12 protein-coding genes and 3 pseudogenes are annotated in these 14257 nt (G+C 59.9%); 14 read left to right on the top strand and 1 reads right to left on the bottom strand.

Going from position 1 to position 14257, the window contains the following annotated elements:
• Positions 1-319: 319 nt before the first annotated feature.
• The 6 genes from C3E99_RS15590 to C3E99_RS15565 all read left to right on the top strand — a co-directional run bounded on the left by C3E99_RS15590 (position 320) and on the right by C3E99_RS15565 (position 5981).
• Entirely contained in the window at positions 320-922 is a 603-nt protein-coding gene (locus tag C3E99_RS15590; RefSeq protein ID WP_158682338.1) for a flavin reductase family protein, read from the top strand.
• Positions 919-1323: a nuclear transport factor 2 family protein gene (locus C3E99_RS15585; RefSeq protein ID WP_104960072.1), complete on the top strand. Its 405-nt coding sequence runs from the start codon at positions 919-921 to the stop codon at positions 1321-1323. The genes C3E99_RS15590 and C3E99_RS15585 overlap by 4 nt, the downstream gene beginning before the upstream one ends.
• A 17-nt stretch (positions 1324-1340) precedes the next feature.
• Positions 1341-2936: a 4-hydroxyphenylacetate 3-hydroxylase N-terminal domain-containing protein gene (locus tag C3E99_RS15580; RefSeq protein WP_104960071.1), complete on the top strand. Its 1596-nt coding sequence runs from the start codon at positions 1341-1343 to the stop codon at positions 2934-2936.
• Positions 2937-3082: 146 nt separating this feature from the next.
• Positions 3083-4147 carry a maleylacetate reductase gene (locus C3E99_RS15575; protein WP_104960070.1) on the top strand — a complete coding sequence of 355 codons (1065 nt, stop codon included), beginning with the start codon at positions 3083-3085 and terminating at the stop codon, positions 4145-4147.
• 16 nt (positions 4148-4163) lie between these two features.
• Positions 4164-5075: an intradiol ring-cleavage dioxygenase gene (locus C3E99_RS15570; protein WP_104960069.1), complete on the top strand. Its 912-nt coding sequence runs from the start codon at positions 4164-4166 to the stop codon at positions 5073-5075.
• 42 nt (positions 5076-5117) lie between these two features.
• Positions 5118-5981, top strand: coding sequence for an FAD synthetase family protein (locus C3E99_RS15565; protein ID WP_158682337.1), 864 nt, complete (start codon positions 5118-5120; stop codon positions 5979-5981).
• Between the two features lie 24 nt (positions 5982-6005).
• Here C3E99_RS15565 and C3E99_RS15560 read toward each other — a convergent pair whose 3' ends face one another.
• Entirely contained in the window at positions 6006-6713 is a 708-nt protein-coding gene (locus tag C3E99_RS15560; protein WP_267894976.1) for an aminotransferase class I/II-fold pyridoxal phosphate-dependent enzyme, read from the bottom strand.
• Between the two features lie 36 nt (positions 6714-6749).
• Between C3E99_RS15560 and C3E99_RS15555 the strand changes: the two are divergent.
• From C3E99_RS15555 to C3E99_RS15520, 8 genes and pseudogenes are all read left to right on the top strand, one after another.
• A pseudogene (locus C3E99_RS15555) lies at positions 6750-7147 on the top strand (transposase); the annotation flags it as partial.
• A gap of 125 nt (positions 7148-7272) precedes the next feature.
• Positions 7273-7656, top strand: coding sequence for an IS66-like element accessory protein TnpA (gene tnpA, locus C3E99_RS15550; protein WP_104960067.1), 384 nt, complete (start codon positions 7273-7275; stop codon positions 7654-7656).
• Complete coding sequence (gene tnpB / locus C3E99_RS15545) at positions 7653-8000, top strand: IS66 family insertion sequence element accessory protein TnpB (RefSeq protein WP_104960066.1); 348 nt, start codon at positions 7653-7655, stop codon at positions 7998-8000. The genes tnpA and tnpB overlap by 4 nt, the downstream gene beginning before the upstream one ends.
• A 102-nt stretch (positions 8001-8102) precedes the next feature.
• Positions 8103-9614 (top strand): IS66 family transposase, encoded by a 1512-nt coding sequence (tnpC, locus tag C3E99_RS15540; RefSeq protein ID WP_104960410.1) that lies wholly within the window; start codon positions 8103-8105, stop codon positions 9612-9614.
• 23 nt (positions 9615-9637) lie between these two features.
• Positions 9638-10432, top strand: a pseudogene (locus C3E99_RS15535) (IS3 family transposase); the annotation flags it as partial.
• 122 nt (positions 10433-10554) lie between these two features.
• Positions 10555-10944, top strand: a complete 390-nt coding sequence (locus C3E99_RS15530; RefSeq protein WP_104960065.1) for an MbcA/ParS/Xre antitoxin family protein — start codon at positions 10555-10557, stop codon at positions 10942-10944.
• Entirely contained in the window at positions 10925-11641 is a 717-nt protein-coding gene (locus C3E99_RS15525; RefSeq protein ID WP_199775024.1) for an RES family NAD+ phosphorylase, read from the top strand. Before C3E99_RS15530 ends, C3E99_RS15525 begins: the two co-directional genes overlap by 20 nt.
• Before the next feature lie 362 nt (positions 11642-12003).
• Positions 12004-14244: pseudogene (locus C3E99_RS15520) on the top strand (strawberry notch-like NTP hydrolase domain-containing protein); the annotation flags it as partial.
• Positions 14245-14257: the final 13 nt, after the last annotated feature.

Raw genomic sequence — 14257 nt, 5'->3', positions numbered from 1 at the left:
ATCTCCTGATTTGCGAAACTGCGCCTGCGCCTCTGCATGAGGCGGACGGAACCACGTTCGCAGGCCTGCACCAAAGCCCTGCAAAACCGGCGGACAGCTTGGGCGCACATCACAATCTGGCCGACGGAAACACGGTAATTCACTATCCATCAGAATCATAGTTGAAATTTTAAATATCGATTAGACGGATGGTTGGTCGCCCCATATCGTCACTCATGCAGCGGGAGGAGAGCCCGCAGCCAACGTCGGCAAGCTCGACGTCAACCGCTCAACAAAAGCGCGTGCAGTTGCATCAACAACAGACGTGAGGATGGCGCCAATGCTGAAGGAACACCAATCCCCAGTCCAGGTCATCGCCCCCGCGGCCGACGAGGCCGAACCCTATTGGCACGTGGACAGCGGGCAGGATACGGATGCGTTTCGGGAAGCCATGCGCCGGGTCATAACCGGTGTCACGGTGATTACGACGGTGCATGACGGCAAGCCGTGGGGTATGACGGTCAGCGCCTTCACACCGGTTTGCATGACGCCCCCGACCCTTCTGGTGTGCGTCAACGAGAACACGGTGACGGCAAATGATATTGCCGAAGATGGACGTTTTGGGGTGAACCTTCTCAGCCAGTCGCAGCTCCACGTCTCGCAGTTCTGTTCGCGGCCGGGCGAAGACAAGTATCTTCACGGGCATCTTGTCGACGATGGCGAGCTGCCGGAACATGTATCGGTTCCGGTCCTGAGGGATTCGATCGTCACATTTCAATGTCGTGTCGCGAACATGTCCGTTGTCGGTACGCACCATGTAGTCATCGGAGCCATCGAGGCGATCCTCGCGCCCCGCCTCCTGCCGCCCCTGCTATATGGTCAGGGCGCGTATCTTCACGGTATCGCACTGGATACTACAGTGATGCGGAGCCCCGGGGCATGATGCTCGAGGGCATCGCTGCTTCGTTATACGAAGCCTATAATCGCCATGATGTCGATGCCGTCGGCGGGCTCTACGCTGCTGATGCCTCTCATCAGGATATTGCGCAGGCCCATGGGCGGATCGGCCCCCAGGCCATTTCGGCAGGCCTACAGAAATTCTTCAGCTGGTTCGCGGACGCTCACTGGGCCCCCGAGCTCGTATTGCATGGTGCCCACGGCGAAGTGGCGGTGAGCTATCTGCTCACCGCTACCTTGACCGCGAACATGGGCCCCTATGAAGCGCGCGGCCAGCACATCTCCTTGCGAGGCGTCAACATCCTCCGAGTGACCGACGGATTGATCCGTCGCAGCGAAGATTATTGGGATGGGGAAACTTTCAAGCGTCAGCTCAACACGGTTTAAAGGTCGGAGGAATAATCATGAGGACTGGTAAGGAATATCTCGAATCCCTGCGCGACGGTCGCAAGGTTTATGTCGGTGGCGAGATCATTGAAGATATCACCACGCACCCGATGACAAAGGGCTATGCTCACGCGATCGCCGAGTATTACGATCTCCATCTCGCGCCCGAAAACGAGGAAATCTGCACTTTCGTCGATGAAAAAGGTCAGAAGCAGTCGATGCACTGGTTCATTCCGCGGTCGAAAGAAGACGTTATCAAGCGTCGGAAATATACCGAGTTCCTCTGCCGCCATTTTAAGGGAGGCATTTTCACCCGTCCGCCCGCCGGCATGAATGTGGTAATGATCACGCAGGTCGACGATCAGGAACCATGGGCACAGAATTCGCGCTTCAAGAACGGTCAGCGTAACTTGTCAGGCAACATCCAGCGCCAGTGGGACGAGGTGACGTCGAAGGACCATGCGATTTCGCCAATGTTCCTCGACGTTCAGTATGATCGCGGGCGCGACGATGCGATGGCCGAGACGCCGATGCTGAGCATTCTTGAGGAGCGTGAGGACGGCATCGTTGTACGCGGCTGGAAGGCCATCGGCACGTCCGTTCCCTTCGTCAACCATCTCCTGATCGGCAATCTGTGGCGCCCGGGCCAAACCCCGGAGCAGACGGTCTATGCGCTGGTGCCGGTTGCTACACCCGGTGTCGTCATCGTTGCCCGGAAATCGAACGCACAGCCGGACGCCGATCCCTATGACCGGCCGCTCGCGACCATTGGCGACGAGCTCGACGCAATGGCATATTTTGATGATGTTTTCATCCCATGGGCGCAGGTGCAGCATGTCGGCAATCCCGACCATGCGAAATGGTATCCGCAGCGTCAGTTCGACTGGGTGCATCTTGAGACGCAGATACGTCATTGCGTCCACGCCGAACTCATGGTCGGCCTGGGCCTCCTGTTGACGCAGTCGCTCGGCACCAGCACGAACCCGGTTGTCCAGGTCCAACTCGCCGAACTGATCCGTTTCCGCGAGACGTGCCGCGCATTCATGATTGCAGCCGAAGAAACCGGTTTCGCGACGCCGGGCGGCCTGTTTAAGCCGAACAATATCTATATCGACTTCGGCCGTGCACATTATCTGGAAAATCAGCACAAGATGGTGAACACGCTGATCGACTTCTGTGGTCGCAGCGCGGTGATCCAGCCGACGAAACGTGAATTGGACGACCCTTATATCGGTCCGAAGTTGGCCGAGGCGCTGCGGGGGTCGGAAATCAGCGCACGGGATCGGATCAAGATTTTCCGTCAGATCAGCGAGCGTTTCCTCACCGAGTGGGGCACCCGCCACGAGATGTTCGAAAAGTTTAACGGAACACCTCTCTATCTGGTCAACCTTCTGACGATGCAGCGCACCGAGTATCAGGTCGATGGTCCGCTTACCCAGCTGGCACGGGACGTCCTCGGATTTGGCGATACCGCTGATCTCGGCAAGCGCGCCAAGGAAGCGGAGCTGGCATCGCATTATGCGAGCGTTCGCTTCCAGCCTGAATATGCCCGTGCGCAGGACGTGCGAGATGGCTATATCGGGGATGATCACGACGAAATCGCGGCCGAATAAAGTCCAGGGCCTCCGAAGGAAAATCCCTTCGGAGGCCTTGTTCTCATTTTTCTTATAGCAATGCGATGAGCCGCGAAGCTAGCTGATCCGTGTTCCTGCCATCTTTCTGATTTACCAGTGATGGCCTGACCATATGCGAGGCAGATATGCGCCCATTTGAATACTCGCCTCTCCCCAGCCGGGTCATATTCGGTTCTGGAACCCTCACCCGGCTGGACGAGCTGCTCGGTGAACTGGGTGCAACGCGGGCTATCGTCCTCTCGACGCCGGGGCGTCGCGATCTCGCGCTAAAAGTCGCCGCGCAGATTGGCGCGCGCTGCGTCGGCATTTTCGATGGCGCCGTCATGCATACGCCCATCGAGACAACCTTACAGGCGCTTGAGCGAGTAACCGCGCTCGGTGCAGACATCGTCATCGCCATTGGCGGCGGATCAACGATCGGACTTGGCAAGGCGATCGCGTTACGCACCGATCTTCCACAGATCGCGATCCCAACGACCTATTCGGGATCTGAAGCGACACCTATCCTGGGCGAAACAGTTGCGCGCAAGAAGACAACTCAGCGATCACCCAAAGTTCAGCCGGAGGTCATTCTTTACGATGTAGAGCTGACTTTGGCGCTGCCTTATGCGCTGAGCGTCACATCCGGGTTCAACGCAATCGCCCACGCGGTGGAAGCCCTTTATGCCCGAAATGGAAACCCGGTCGTAGACTTTTTGGCCGAACGTGGAATAGCAGCATTTGCGACGGCATTGCCCGCCCTCCAGAAAGATCCCGGTGACCGGACGGCCCGTACTGAAGCGCAGTTTGGTGGATGGGCATGCGGCGTTTGTCTGGGCAGCACCGACATGGCTCTGCACCACAAGCTCTGCCACATCCTCGGCGGGGCGTTTAATCTGCCGCACGCAGAAATGCATACAATACTCCTGCCCCACGCACTCGCTTACAACGCGGCGGCGGCACCCGACGCGATGATGCGAATAAGCAGGGCATTGGGCACCGCTGATCCGGTCGCAGGATTGGTGCGTTTGCTGGATCGCCTTGGTGCTCCCCGTGCACTCAAGGACATCGGCATGCCGTCAGACGGTATCGATCTGGCCGCAAAACTCGCGGTCGAGAATTCTTATCCAAACCCGGAACCACTGACAGAGATCGGTCTGCGGGGCTTGCTGGCACGAGCTTTCGACGGCCAGCCGCCCGCTGCAGCTTGACACACAGGAGGAATAAATGCGCGACTTCGACGAACAGACGATCACCCAGGCAGTCCTCACGAGCTTTGAGAACACCCCGGATCCGCGGCTGCGGCAGATATTGACGAGCCTGACGCGTCACATTCATGATTTCGTTCGCGACATCGAGCCGTCATTCGCCGAGTGGCGCGACTGCGTTGATTTTTTGACGCGTACCGGCCAGATTTGTGACGAAAAGCGGCAGGAATTCATCCTGCTGTCGGACACGCTCGGCATCAGCATGCTGGTCGATGCAATCAATCATCGCATGCCAGAGGGTACGACCGAAACGACTGTGCTTGGGCCGTTTTTCGTTGTCGGCGCACCGGCGCTGCCGCTGGGAGCTGACATTTCGGACGGCATGAGCGGAGAGCCGCTCTACGTCGAAGGAAAAGTGGTTTCGGCGAGCGGTATCCCGCTTGCAGGGGCAACGATCGACGTCTGGCAGTCCGACGGCGAAGGTTTTTATGATGTCCAGATGCCGGAGCGGGACAACATGGCTTTGCGCGCGCAATTCTCCGCTGATGCTGACGGACGCTTCCATTTCTGGTCGGTGAGGCCGTCATTCTATCCTATCCCCTATGACGGTACGGTCGGCGACATGCTCAAGGCGACATCGCGCCATCCCAATCGTCCGGCTCATATCCACTTTATGATCAGGCATGACGGTTATGAACCTTTGGTGACCCATTTGTTCGACGCCGAAAGCCTTTATCTCGACAACGATACGGTCTTCGGCGTGAAGGACTCGCTGATTGTTCCTTTCGAGCACAAAAGTTCCGGTACTGCGCCAGATGGCAAGGCGATGGACGGAAGCTGGCATGCGCTGAACTATGCGTTCGGACTGAAGCCAGCCGCCGGCAGCGTCGCTGCGTCTGTGGCGAGTGCCTTGGCTCCGGCAGCCGCTTGAATGTGCATGGCGGCTCCGGTGCCCGTCAGCGGAAGTAAGCCGGTGGTAGCGCTGGGCAACTTCGACGGCTTCCACCGGGGGCATCAGGCGGTGCTTGAACGCGCCATGACCCTAGCCCGCGCGACCGGCGCGCAACTGGTGGTGGCGACGTTCGATCCGCATCCGGTCCGCTATTTCAGGCCGGAAATGCCAGGCTTCCTGCTAACGACGATTCCCCAAAGATCGATGCTTTTCTCTGCCTTCGGCGCAGATAGTACGGTGGCTATTCCGTTCGATGAAAAGCTCGCCGCTTTGTCGCCGGATGCCTTTGTTGAGGAATGGCTGTCCAGCAGGCTGAATGCTCGGGCCGTGGTAACAGGCGCAAATTTCAAGTTTGGTTGCCATCGCTCCGGCAACACGACAGAATTGAGAAAGCTCTGCGCCGAGCGCGGTATCATGGCCGATGTAGTAGACACGTTCGAGGCGTGTGGTGGGGCTGCATCCTCCACGCGCGTGCGGCAGCATTTGATGGCAGGCGAAATCGAGCGCGGGTCGGCGCTGATGGGGCGACCCTATGTTATTCAAGGGGCTATGGAACGATGCCGCACTGGCGCTCGCAACGTCCCGGTCGTCAGCCTGGCGGAATATCTTTCGCCCATGCCCGGTACATATTCGGCGCTCTTGTCGCTGCCCAATGGTCGAACCCGTACCACCATCGTCGAAGTCCGCGGCCCGACCGGCGGGCATGAACCGTGTATTTGCCTTGCTGACCTGCCCCAAGGATTGGCGACATATGGGCAAACGATTTGTGTGGAACTGGGAGTACTTATGGACCCTAGCAATCGTCGGGCTGGCGATTGTGACGGGAAGTCATTGCCTGATTATCCGCCTGCCAAGATACCGGTTGAAACGGCGGTTCACAGCTGAACTGTCCAGGATCGAGATACTGAATTAAACCAGCGAAATTCTTCTGGAAGCGTCGGACGCAGTCAGCGCACCCAGTAAGCGCAAGCCGCGTTCCAGCCGGTCGCGCGAAATTGCGCCGCCGATCGATACGCGCAAAGCGGGCGTTGCTATTGATCGATCGACGGCGAAGACGTCGCCGCTCACGATGGCTAGTCCATGTGGACGCAGCGTGTTCACGATCTCTCCCGGATTGGCGTCGTGATGCAGCGGCATCCAAAGATGGTAACCTTCGGGCTGAGCCGTGAAGCTCGCGGCATCCAGAAAGCGGGCCGCGATGGACTGTCGGGCGACGGCTTCGGCACGGACGGCATCGGTCAGCTGTCGAAACACACCGCTCCGGACCCAGTCCGCGACAATTGCGGCATTCAACGGCGGTGCCATTATCGCCGTTTCATGCATATCGGCAGCAAGTCGCCACGCCTTTGCAAGGGATGGAGCCCGTAACCACGCCACACGAAGACCCGGCGACAGAATTTTGGAAACGCTCGCGATGTGCCAGGTCAGTTCGCCGGCAAAGGATGCAATTGGCGGTAACGGCTGCTCGGGCAACAGGCCGTAAGCGTCGTCCTCAATCACCATCAGTCCGTGCCGCTGAGCGACGTCCGCCAATTCCTGGCGCCGCTTCACGCTCATCGTAGCGGTCGTCGGATTATCGTTCGTCGGGACTGACCTGCCCCCTGCTGAGTGGCCCAGAGACTATGATAGTCAGGACCACGAAAGGGACGATGAATGCCAAGCAAGAAGCACAAGCCGGAAGAGATTATCGGCAAGCTGCGTGAAGTTGAGATTGTGCTGGCGCAGGGTGCATCGACAGCAGAAGCCTGCCGGCGGATTGCGGTCAGCGAGCAGACCTATTATCGCTGGCGCAAGGAATATGGCGGCCTGAAGACCGATCAGGCGCGCCGTATGAAGGACTTGGAGAAAGAGAATCAGCGGCTTCGCCGGGCGATCTCCGATCTGACATTGGACAAGTTGATCCTTCAGGAAGCTGCACGGGGAAACTTCTGAGCCCCGCGCGGCGACGGCGCTGCATCGATCATGTGCGACGAGAGCTTCCGGTGTCCGAGCGACGGATCTGCCGGGTGCTGGGTCAGCATCGATCGACGCAGCGCAAAGGTAAGCGGGGTCTGACGGCCGCCTTGCATGCCGGGCATTCGCCGGGATGATTGCCGCTCTTTGAGCGGGGTGGCGGGTGTCGGACGAGATCGGGGATTCAGCGAGCTGTGCAGCGACTACTCATACGAGCGGTCGTATGAGTAGTCGGATAGAAGTCGTTAGCCGGGTGTCGGGCCGGCGGCGCTGGACGGTGGATCAGAAGCTGGCCGTGCTGCGGGATGCATTTGGCCCGGAGGGCTGCGTGCGCGCGGCCTGTGAACGCCATGATGTCGGCAGCGGATCGATCTACACGTGGCGGCGACAGGCGATGTCCGGTGAACTGGCCGGGGTACGCAAGCCGATCGAGCCCGTTTTTGCGGAGGTGCAGATCAGCGAGCAGCCAGCCTTGCCCGCCCCAACGCTCGCGGCGCGCAGCGGCAGCGTGATTGGCATCGAGCTGCCGTCAGGTATCAGGGTGAGCGTGGATGCCACCGTCGATGCCGATGCCCTGTCGCGGGTGATCGGTGTCCTGACACGATGATCCCGCTGCCACCATCGACGCGGATATTCCTGGCCTGCGGCGCGACAGATATGCGCAAGGGTTTTGACGGCCTTGCCGTGATGACGCAGCAGGTCCTGGAGCAAAGCCCGCATTCCGGCGCGCTATTCGTCTTTCGCGGCAAGCGCGGCGATCTGGTGAAGCTGCTCTGGTATGACGGCCAGGGCATGTGCCTGTTCTCCAAGCGGATGGACCGAGGGCGCTTTGTGTGGCCGTCGACGAAGATGGGGTCGGTGGTGATGACCGCAGCCCAGCTTTCGATGCTATTGGAAGGCATCGACTGGCGGCGACCGGAACGCACTTTCACCCCTTCATTGGCGGGGTAAAGCGCCCATTTTCTGGCACTTTTATTAGCATTTTTGCTGCTGATCTGCTATGTAAATGCAGTGTCGGACCCAGGCCTTTCCACCCCTGATAAAGACGCTCGGATCGCCGAGCTTGAAGCCGCATTGGCCGCCGCCCATGCCGATATTTCCGCCCGCGACATCCTGTTCGACACGCTGCGCGTGCAGATCGCGCGCCTCAAGCGGATGCAGTTCGGCAAGTCGTCTGAGAAGCTCGATACCCAGATTGCTCAGCTTGAGCTGGCCCTTGAAGAGCTCGAAGGCGAGGCCATCGTCGCCGCCGCGCGTCGAGGCGATCCGGTAGCCGTCGATCGGCCATCACCGGTTCGGACGCTGCCAGCTCATTTGCCGCGCGAGGAGCAGCGGATCGAGCCCGATCAGGGTAACTGCACCTGTCCCGACTGCGGCGGCGCGTTGCGGCCGCTGGGGCAGGATAGCGACGAGATGCTCGATGCCGTGCCGGTGCAGTGGCGCGTCGTTCGGACCATCCGCCCCAAGTATAGCTGCCGGTCCTGCGAGAAGATCGTGCAGGCGCCCGCGCCGGTAAAGGCGATAGCGCGGGGCAAGGCGACCTTCGGCACGCTGGCCCATGTCGTCGTCTCCAAGTTCGACCATCATCTGCCGCTTTACCGTCAGGCCGAGATAATGGCCGCCCAAGGCATCGAGATCGACCGCTCGACGCTGGCAGGGTGGGTCGGGCAAGCATCCGTGCTGCTCGACCCGATCGTCAGTCGCATCCGCGAGGTCGGACTGACGGCTTCAAAGATTCACACCGACGATACGCCGGTCCCTATGCTCGATCCGGGACGTGGCAAGACGGCAACCGGCAGGCTCTGGGCCTATGCCGTCGACGATCGCGGTTCTGGTGCGACCTCACCGCCGTTGGTCTGGTATGAGTTCACCACCGACCGGACAGGCGCACATCCCCAACGGCAGCTGGCCAGTTTCACCGGCTATCTTCAGGCGGACGGCTATGCCGGATACGACAAGCTCTACGACACCAACCGCGTCACCGAGGTCGCCTGCTGGGCGCATTTCCGCCGCAAGATATTCGACATCCACGCGACCAAGCCGACACCGCTCACCACTGATCTGCTGGAACGCATCGGCCAACTCTATGAGATCGAAGCAGAGGTTCGCGGCCATCAGCCTGATATCCGACGACGAAGCCGACAGGACCGCACCAAGCCATTGATCGACGAACTGCACGAGGCGCTCGACGATGCGCTGCGCCGTCTTTCGCCCAAGTCGGAGATGGCCAAGGCGATCGCTTATGGCCGCAAGCGCTGGGTCGCGCTCACGCGCTTCCTCGACGATGGCCGACTGGAGATTGATAACAACATTGCGGAGCGCGCCATGCGCTGCGTGGCCCTGGGCCGCAAAAACTGGCTGTTTGCAGGATCAAAGGCGGGCGGTGATCAGGCCGCTGCCATCTACTCCATCATCGAGACTGCCAAGCTCAATGGCCTCGAACCGCAGGCCTACATCGCCGATGTCATCGCCAAGATCGCTGGCGACTGGCCTGCCGCGCGCTGGGATGAACTCATGCCTTGGAACTGGCAGCCAGATCAGCAACCGATCGCCGAAGCCGCCTGATCTGCGGCCTCCAGCCCACGCTTACGCGCAAAGTGCCACGCGGGGCGGATGACGAACAGGCGCTGACCCAGGACATCATCGCGTTGGCGAAGCAATATGGTCGCTACGGCTATCGCCGGGTAACGGCGTTGCTGTGCCATGCGGGATGGACGGTGAACCATAAACGGGTCGAGCGGATCTGGCGACGTGAGGGGCTCAAGGTCCCGCAGCGCCAACCAAAGCGTGGCAGGCTGTGGCTCAATGACGGATCATGCATCCGCCTGCGCCCGGAGTATCCGGGGCATGTATGGGCCTACGACTTCGTCGAGGGTCGTACGCATGATGGCCGCAAGTTCCGCATCCTGACAATCATCGACGAGGCCAGCCGAGAATGCCTGGCGCTCATCGTGGCACGTCAGCTGCGTCATGAGGATGTGCTGGCCGCCTTGGCGGAGTTGTTCATCATGCGTGGCCCGCCCGCGCACATACGCTCGGACAACGGCGCCGAATTTATCGCCAATGCCGTCCAGAAATGGCTCGGCCAGATCGGTGTGAAGACGCTCTACATCGCACCGGGATCACCATGGGAGAATGGCTATAATGAAAGCTTCAACGGGTCGCTTCGCGACGAACTGCTCAATGGCGAGATCTTTTACAGCCTTGCCGAGGCAAAAGTGCTCATCGAAGCATGGCGGCGTCATTACAACACCGTCCGTCCACACAGCAGTCTGGGCTACCGGCCACCGGCGCCAGAAACGGCTTCACCGCCATATCCGGCCTCCGGTTCCGCTTCGCTCCACCTCCACCCGGATATGGCGGCGGTGAACATAATCCACTAACACAACAACCGGTCCACTCGGTGGGGGCAGATCAGGATCGTCCTCGAGTCCCGATGTGGACTATCTATATCGGGACTATTTTTGGTTTCAAGTCCAAATTTGGATGAGAGGGAGAATTATGCGTGGTTAAGCTCAAACCCACCGCCCAAGCGGGCGAGGGGCAATCTGTGATTCCGGCGGCAATGGAGGCATTTCAGGGGCTGGCGGATTTGTGGCAGCTGTCGACTGAGGACCAGTTGCTACTGCTTGGATCACCCGGCCGATCGACCTTTTTCAAATGGAAGAAGGATGGCGGATCGCTCCCGCGCGACACGGTTGAACGGATTTCTCACCTTCTAGCGATTCATAAGGCGCTCGAGATTTTGTTGCCCGAAACCCGCGCCGCCGATGGTTGGATTCGGCGACCCAACGCACAGTTCAATGGGCAAAGCGCCCTTGATGTCATGCGGGGCGGCCAGGTGATAGATATCTATCGCGTGAGGCAATATGTGGATGCGCAACGTGGCGGATGAATTTGTAGCCGAAGATATCGAGAAGCTCTTCTTCACTCTCATTCCATCGCGCTTTCCGACGATCGACGTGTTCGCGCGCGTCGCAAATGATCGCAGCAGTGAGCTGGCTGAGATTGAGTCGCTCACCAATCCGCGCCTACGGGAACGCGACCGTATAATGAACGGTGCTCAGGTGGTGGACGACAACGGCTCCCTTCTGCAAAACTGGAACCACGCGCCATTTACTTATCCTAACCCGGACGGGACGCGTTTTTTCGACGCAGATCGTCCCGCACTTGAGCTAGCTGCAGACATGCAGACAGCCTTGGCGATCTCGATAAGAAGGCGCGAGACATTCCTCAGCAAGACAGGTGAAGCGCCAATAGGCTTGGAAATGCGTGAGCTCTCGCGACGCGTGAAGGGACGGTTTGCGAACGGCCTTGATTGGGATCCCCAACTTGACTTTGACGAACGCCGTCGTCGCGGGCGCCTGATTGCCGACGCAGGCTTTGATGGGGTAGTCTTCAGACCTGTGGAACGACCGTCAGGATTATGCGTAAGCGTGCTTAAGGGGCATGTTTTGGAGCGCGCCGTTCAGCGCGATCACTTCAAATTTGTTTGGGATGGTAGCCGCGTTAGCACAGTCTACTCGTTTGGTTCCGGCGTCCAATATTCCCCGAAGGACTTGTGCGGGATGGACCAAGTTCTTGCGGCTTAACCAAGATGCGATGGATTGATTAGGCAGTCCTGATAACCCTGTTCCTAAAATGCTTCCCGTGAGAATGCGACGAATCCGGCAAAGATAGAATCTGACTGGAACTGGATGACGACCAACCGGCCATTTCAACCAACGACCGGTTTGGACGGCATGATCTACTGCCACGAACGTCTGCTCTGTCAGCGAATCCTTCCGCAAAATGCTAATCCCCTCTTGTTGGCCACACACAATTTTCGCCAACCCGACGGAGTAGGATCGTCAAATTAGAGCCAGAGCCTTGCCGGGAGCGGGCGAACCGCCCGGGTTTGAGAGAGAGTGTCCGGGCGTGATCCGCCCTTTCTTCTCTCCCGGAGATCCCACCAATGGCCCACATCCTTACGGACGCAGCGCTTGGCGCTGCGCCGCTCGCCCCGCATTGCGCATTTGATGAGCGTGCGCGTGCGCTGCTGACCGCAGCAACCTCGCTTCTACCCCTGCTCGAAATCGGGCGGCCCGTTGAATCCGCACATTTGCGCGATGCGATGTCGGTAACCTTTGGCGGCACCGATGCTGAAGGCGCATGGGATTGGAAGAGCGCCTACGATGCCTGTGAGGTTGCACAAACCCTTTTCCTGCGCCGTTTTGGCCCGGCAATCTTGGCGCGCAATGGCTCCCGATCTCGCTCCCTTGCGCTGATTGAGCGGGTATCGGCTCTCATGCCGACCCACACCCGGCGCTCTGAAACCAGCCAGGCCTTGCAACAGTATTCGACGCCCGCTGGCCTGTCCTTCGTGGCCGTTGTCGCTGCTTCGATTAGCGCAGGTGAAACTGTGCTCGAACCTTCTGCTGGCACAGGCATGTTGGCGATTCAGGCCGAACTGGCCGGTGCACAGCTCGTGCTGAATGAACTCGCTGAAGGCAGGGCAGCGCTGCTGTCGCACTTGTTCTCAGGCGTGGCCGTCAGCAGACATGACGCCGCGTCGATTGATGATCGTTTGCCCATTTCGGCACGCCCCAGCGTTATCCTCATGAACCCGCCATTTTCGGCAGTCGCGCATGTTGAACGGACGATGAAGGACGCTGCGCTTCGCCACATCGCTTCCGCCCTGGCCCGGCTCGAACATGGGGGCCGTCTGGTGGTCATTACCGGCGCTGGCTGTTCTCCTGATGCTCCAGCATGGCGCAATGCTTTCATCCGGTTGCAAGGGGCCGGACGTGTGGTCTTCACCGCCGCCATCGACGGCAAGGTCTATCGCAAGCACGGCACAACGATCGACACCAGATTGACAGTGATCGACAAGTTGCCCGCTTCCGATCCCACGACTTTCATTCCGAGTGCAGGGACTGCTTCTGATACCGCGACCTTGCTCAAATGGGTCGAAGCGCAAGTGCCACCGCGCGGACCGATTGCCCCATTGCCCGGTGCAGGACTGCATTGCGCTTCTTCGCCGTCGCCCGCGAGCCCCGCGGTTGCTCGAACTGCCCCGATCAATCCCGTGGTCGATGCCGATGCGCCCGAACTCACTTATTCGACTGCTGACTGGGCTCCGCCCGAGGGGCAACTCGGTGACAGCATCTACGAACGATATGGACTTCAATCGGTCGTCATTCCCGACGCATTGCCGCACCCGACGCCGCTGGTTCAATCCGCGTCAATGGCCTCGGTGGCCCCGCCAAAACCAACCTATCGCCCGCACCTGCCCGAGCACCTGTTGGGTGACGGCGTGTTGTCCGACGCGCAGCTGGAATCCGTAATCTACGCTGGCGAGGCCCATACCGGGCATCTGGCAGGCGCATGGACCGTTGACGGCACATGGGATCTGGTCTCGGCGGCAGCTGAGGAAAACGATGCTGCCGTCCGCTTTCGCCGGGGCTGGTTTCTGGGTGACGGCACGGGCGCGGGCAAAGGCCGTCAGGTCGCAGGCATCATTCTCGACAACTGGCTCAAAGGCCGCCGCCGTTCGCTCTGGGTTTCGGTATCGGACCGCCTGCTTGAGGATGCTCAGCGCGACTGGTCGGCTTTGGGGCAGGAACGTCTGCTGGTGACGCCCTTGTCACGCTACCGGCAGGGTTCACCCATCAAGCTGGCGGAAGGCATCTTGTTCACGACCTATGCGACCCTGCGTTCGCAGGAGCGGGGTGGCAAGGCGAGCCGGGTCCAGCAGATTGTCGAATGGCTTGGCCGTGACTTTGACGGTGTCATCATCTTTGACGAGGCGCACGCCATGGCCAATGCCGCAGGCGGCAAGGGCGCGCGCGGCGATGTCTCAGCTTCGCAGCAGGGCCGGGCGGGCCTGCGGCTGCAACATGCCCTGCCCAATGCCCGCATCGTCTATGTCTCGGCCACCGGTGCCACGACGGTACAGAACCTTGCCTATGCCCAGCGGCTCGGGCTGTGGGGCGGCGAAGACTTCCCTTTCGCCTCACGCGCCGACTTCGTGGCCGCGATTGAGGATGGCGGCGTTGCTGCTATGGAGGTGCTGGCCCGCGATCTGAAGGCGCTCGGCCTCTACGCTGCCCGCTCTTTGTCATTCGACGGCGTCGAATATGACCTGCTCGAGCACCAACTGACCCCTGAGCAGGTGCGGATCTACGACTCCTATGCCGGGGCATTTCAGGTCTTATGCGCAGCTCGCC

The organism is Sphingopyxis sp. MG (genome assembly GCF_002953155.1).
Lineage (GTDB): Bacteria > Pseudomonadota > Alphaproteobacteria > Sphingomonadales > Sphingomonadaceae > Sphingopyxis > Sphingopyxis granuli.
This window is presented reverse-complemented; position numbering and strand designations above follow the sequence as displayed.

What these genes read in the sequence shown, in the direction of transcription:
- C3E99_RS15585 (WP_104960072.1), top strand. Translation starts at nt 919, where the DNA reads ATGATGCTCGAGGGCATCGCTGCTTCGTTATACGAAGCCTATAATCGC.
- C3E99_RS15580 (WP_104960071.1), top strand. Translation starts at nt 1,341, where the DNA reads ATGAGGACTGGTAAGGAATATCTCGAATCCCTGCGCGACGGTCGCAAG.
- C3E99_RS15590 (WP_158682338.1), top strand. Translation starts at nt 320, where the DNA reads ATGCTGAAGGAACACCAATCCCCAGTCCAGGTCATCGCCCCCGCGGCC.
- tnpB (WP_104960066.1), top strand. Translation starts at nt 7,653, where the DNA reads ATGATCCCGCTGCCACCATCGACGCGGATATTCCTGGCCTGCGGCGCG.
- C3E99_RS15525 (WP_199775024.1), top strand. Translation starts at nt 10,925, where the DNA reads ATGCGCAACGTGGCGGATGAATTTGTAGCCGAAGATATCGAGAAGCTC.
- C3E99_RS15570 (WP_104960069.1), top strand. Translation starts at nt 4,164, where the DNA reads ATGCGCGACTTCGACGAACAGACGATCACCCAGGCAGTCCTCACGAGC.
- C3E99_RS15575 (WP_104960070.1), top strand. Translation starts at nt 3,083, where the DNA reads ATGCGCCCATTTGAATACTCGCCTCTCCCCAGCCGGGTCATATTCGGT.
- tnpA (WP_104960067.1), top strand. Translation starts at nt 7,273, where the DNA reads ATGAGTAGTCGGATAGAAGTCGTTAGCCGGGTGTCGGGCCGGCGGCGC.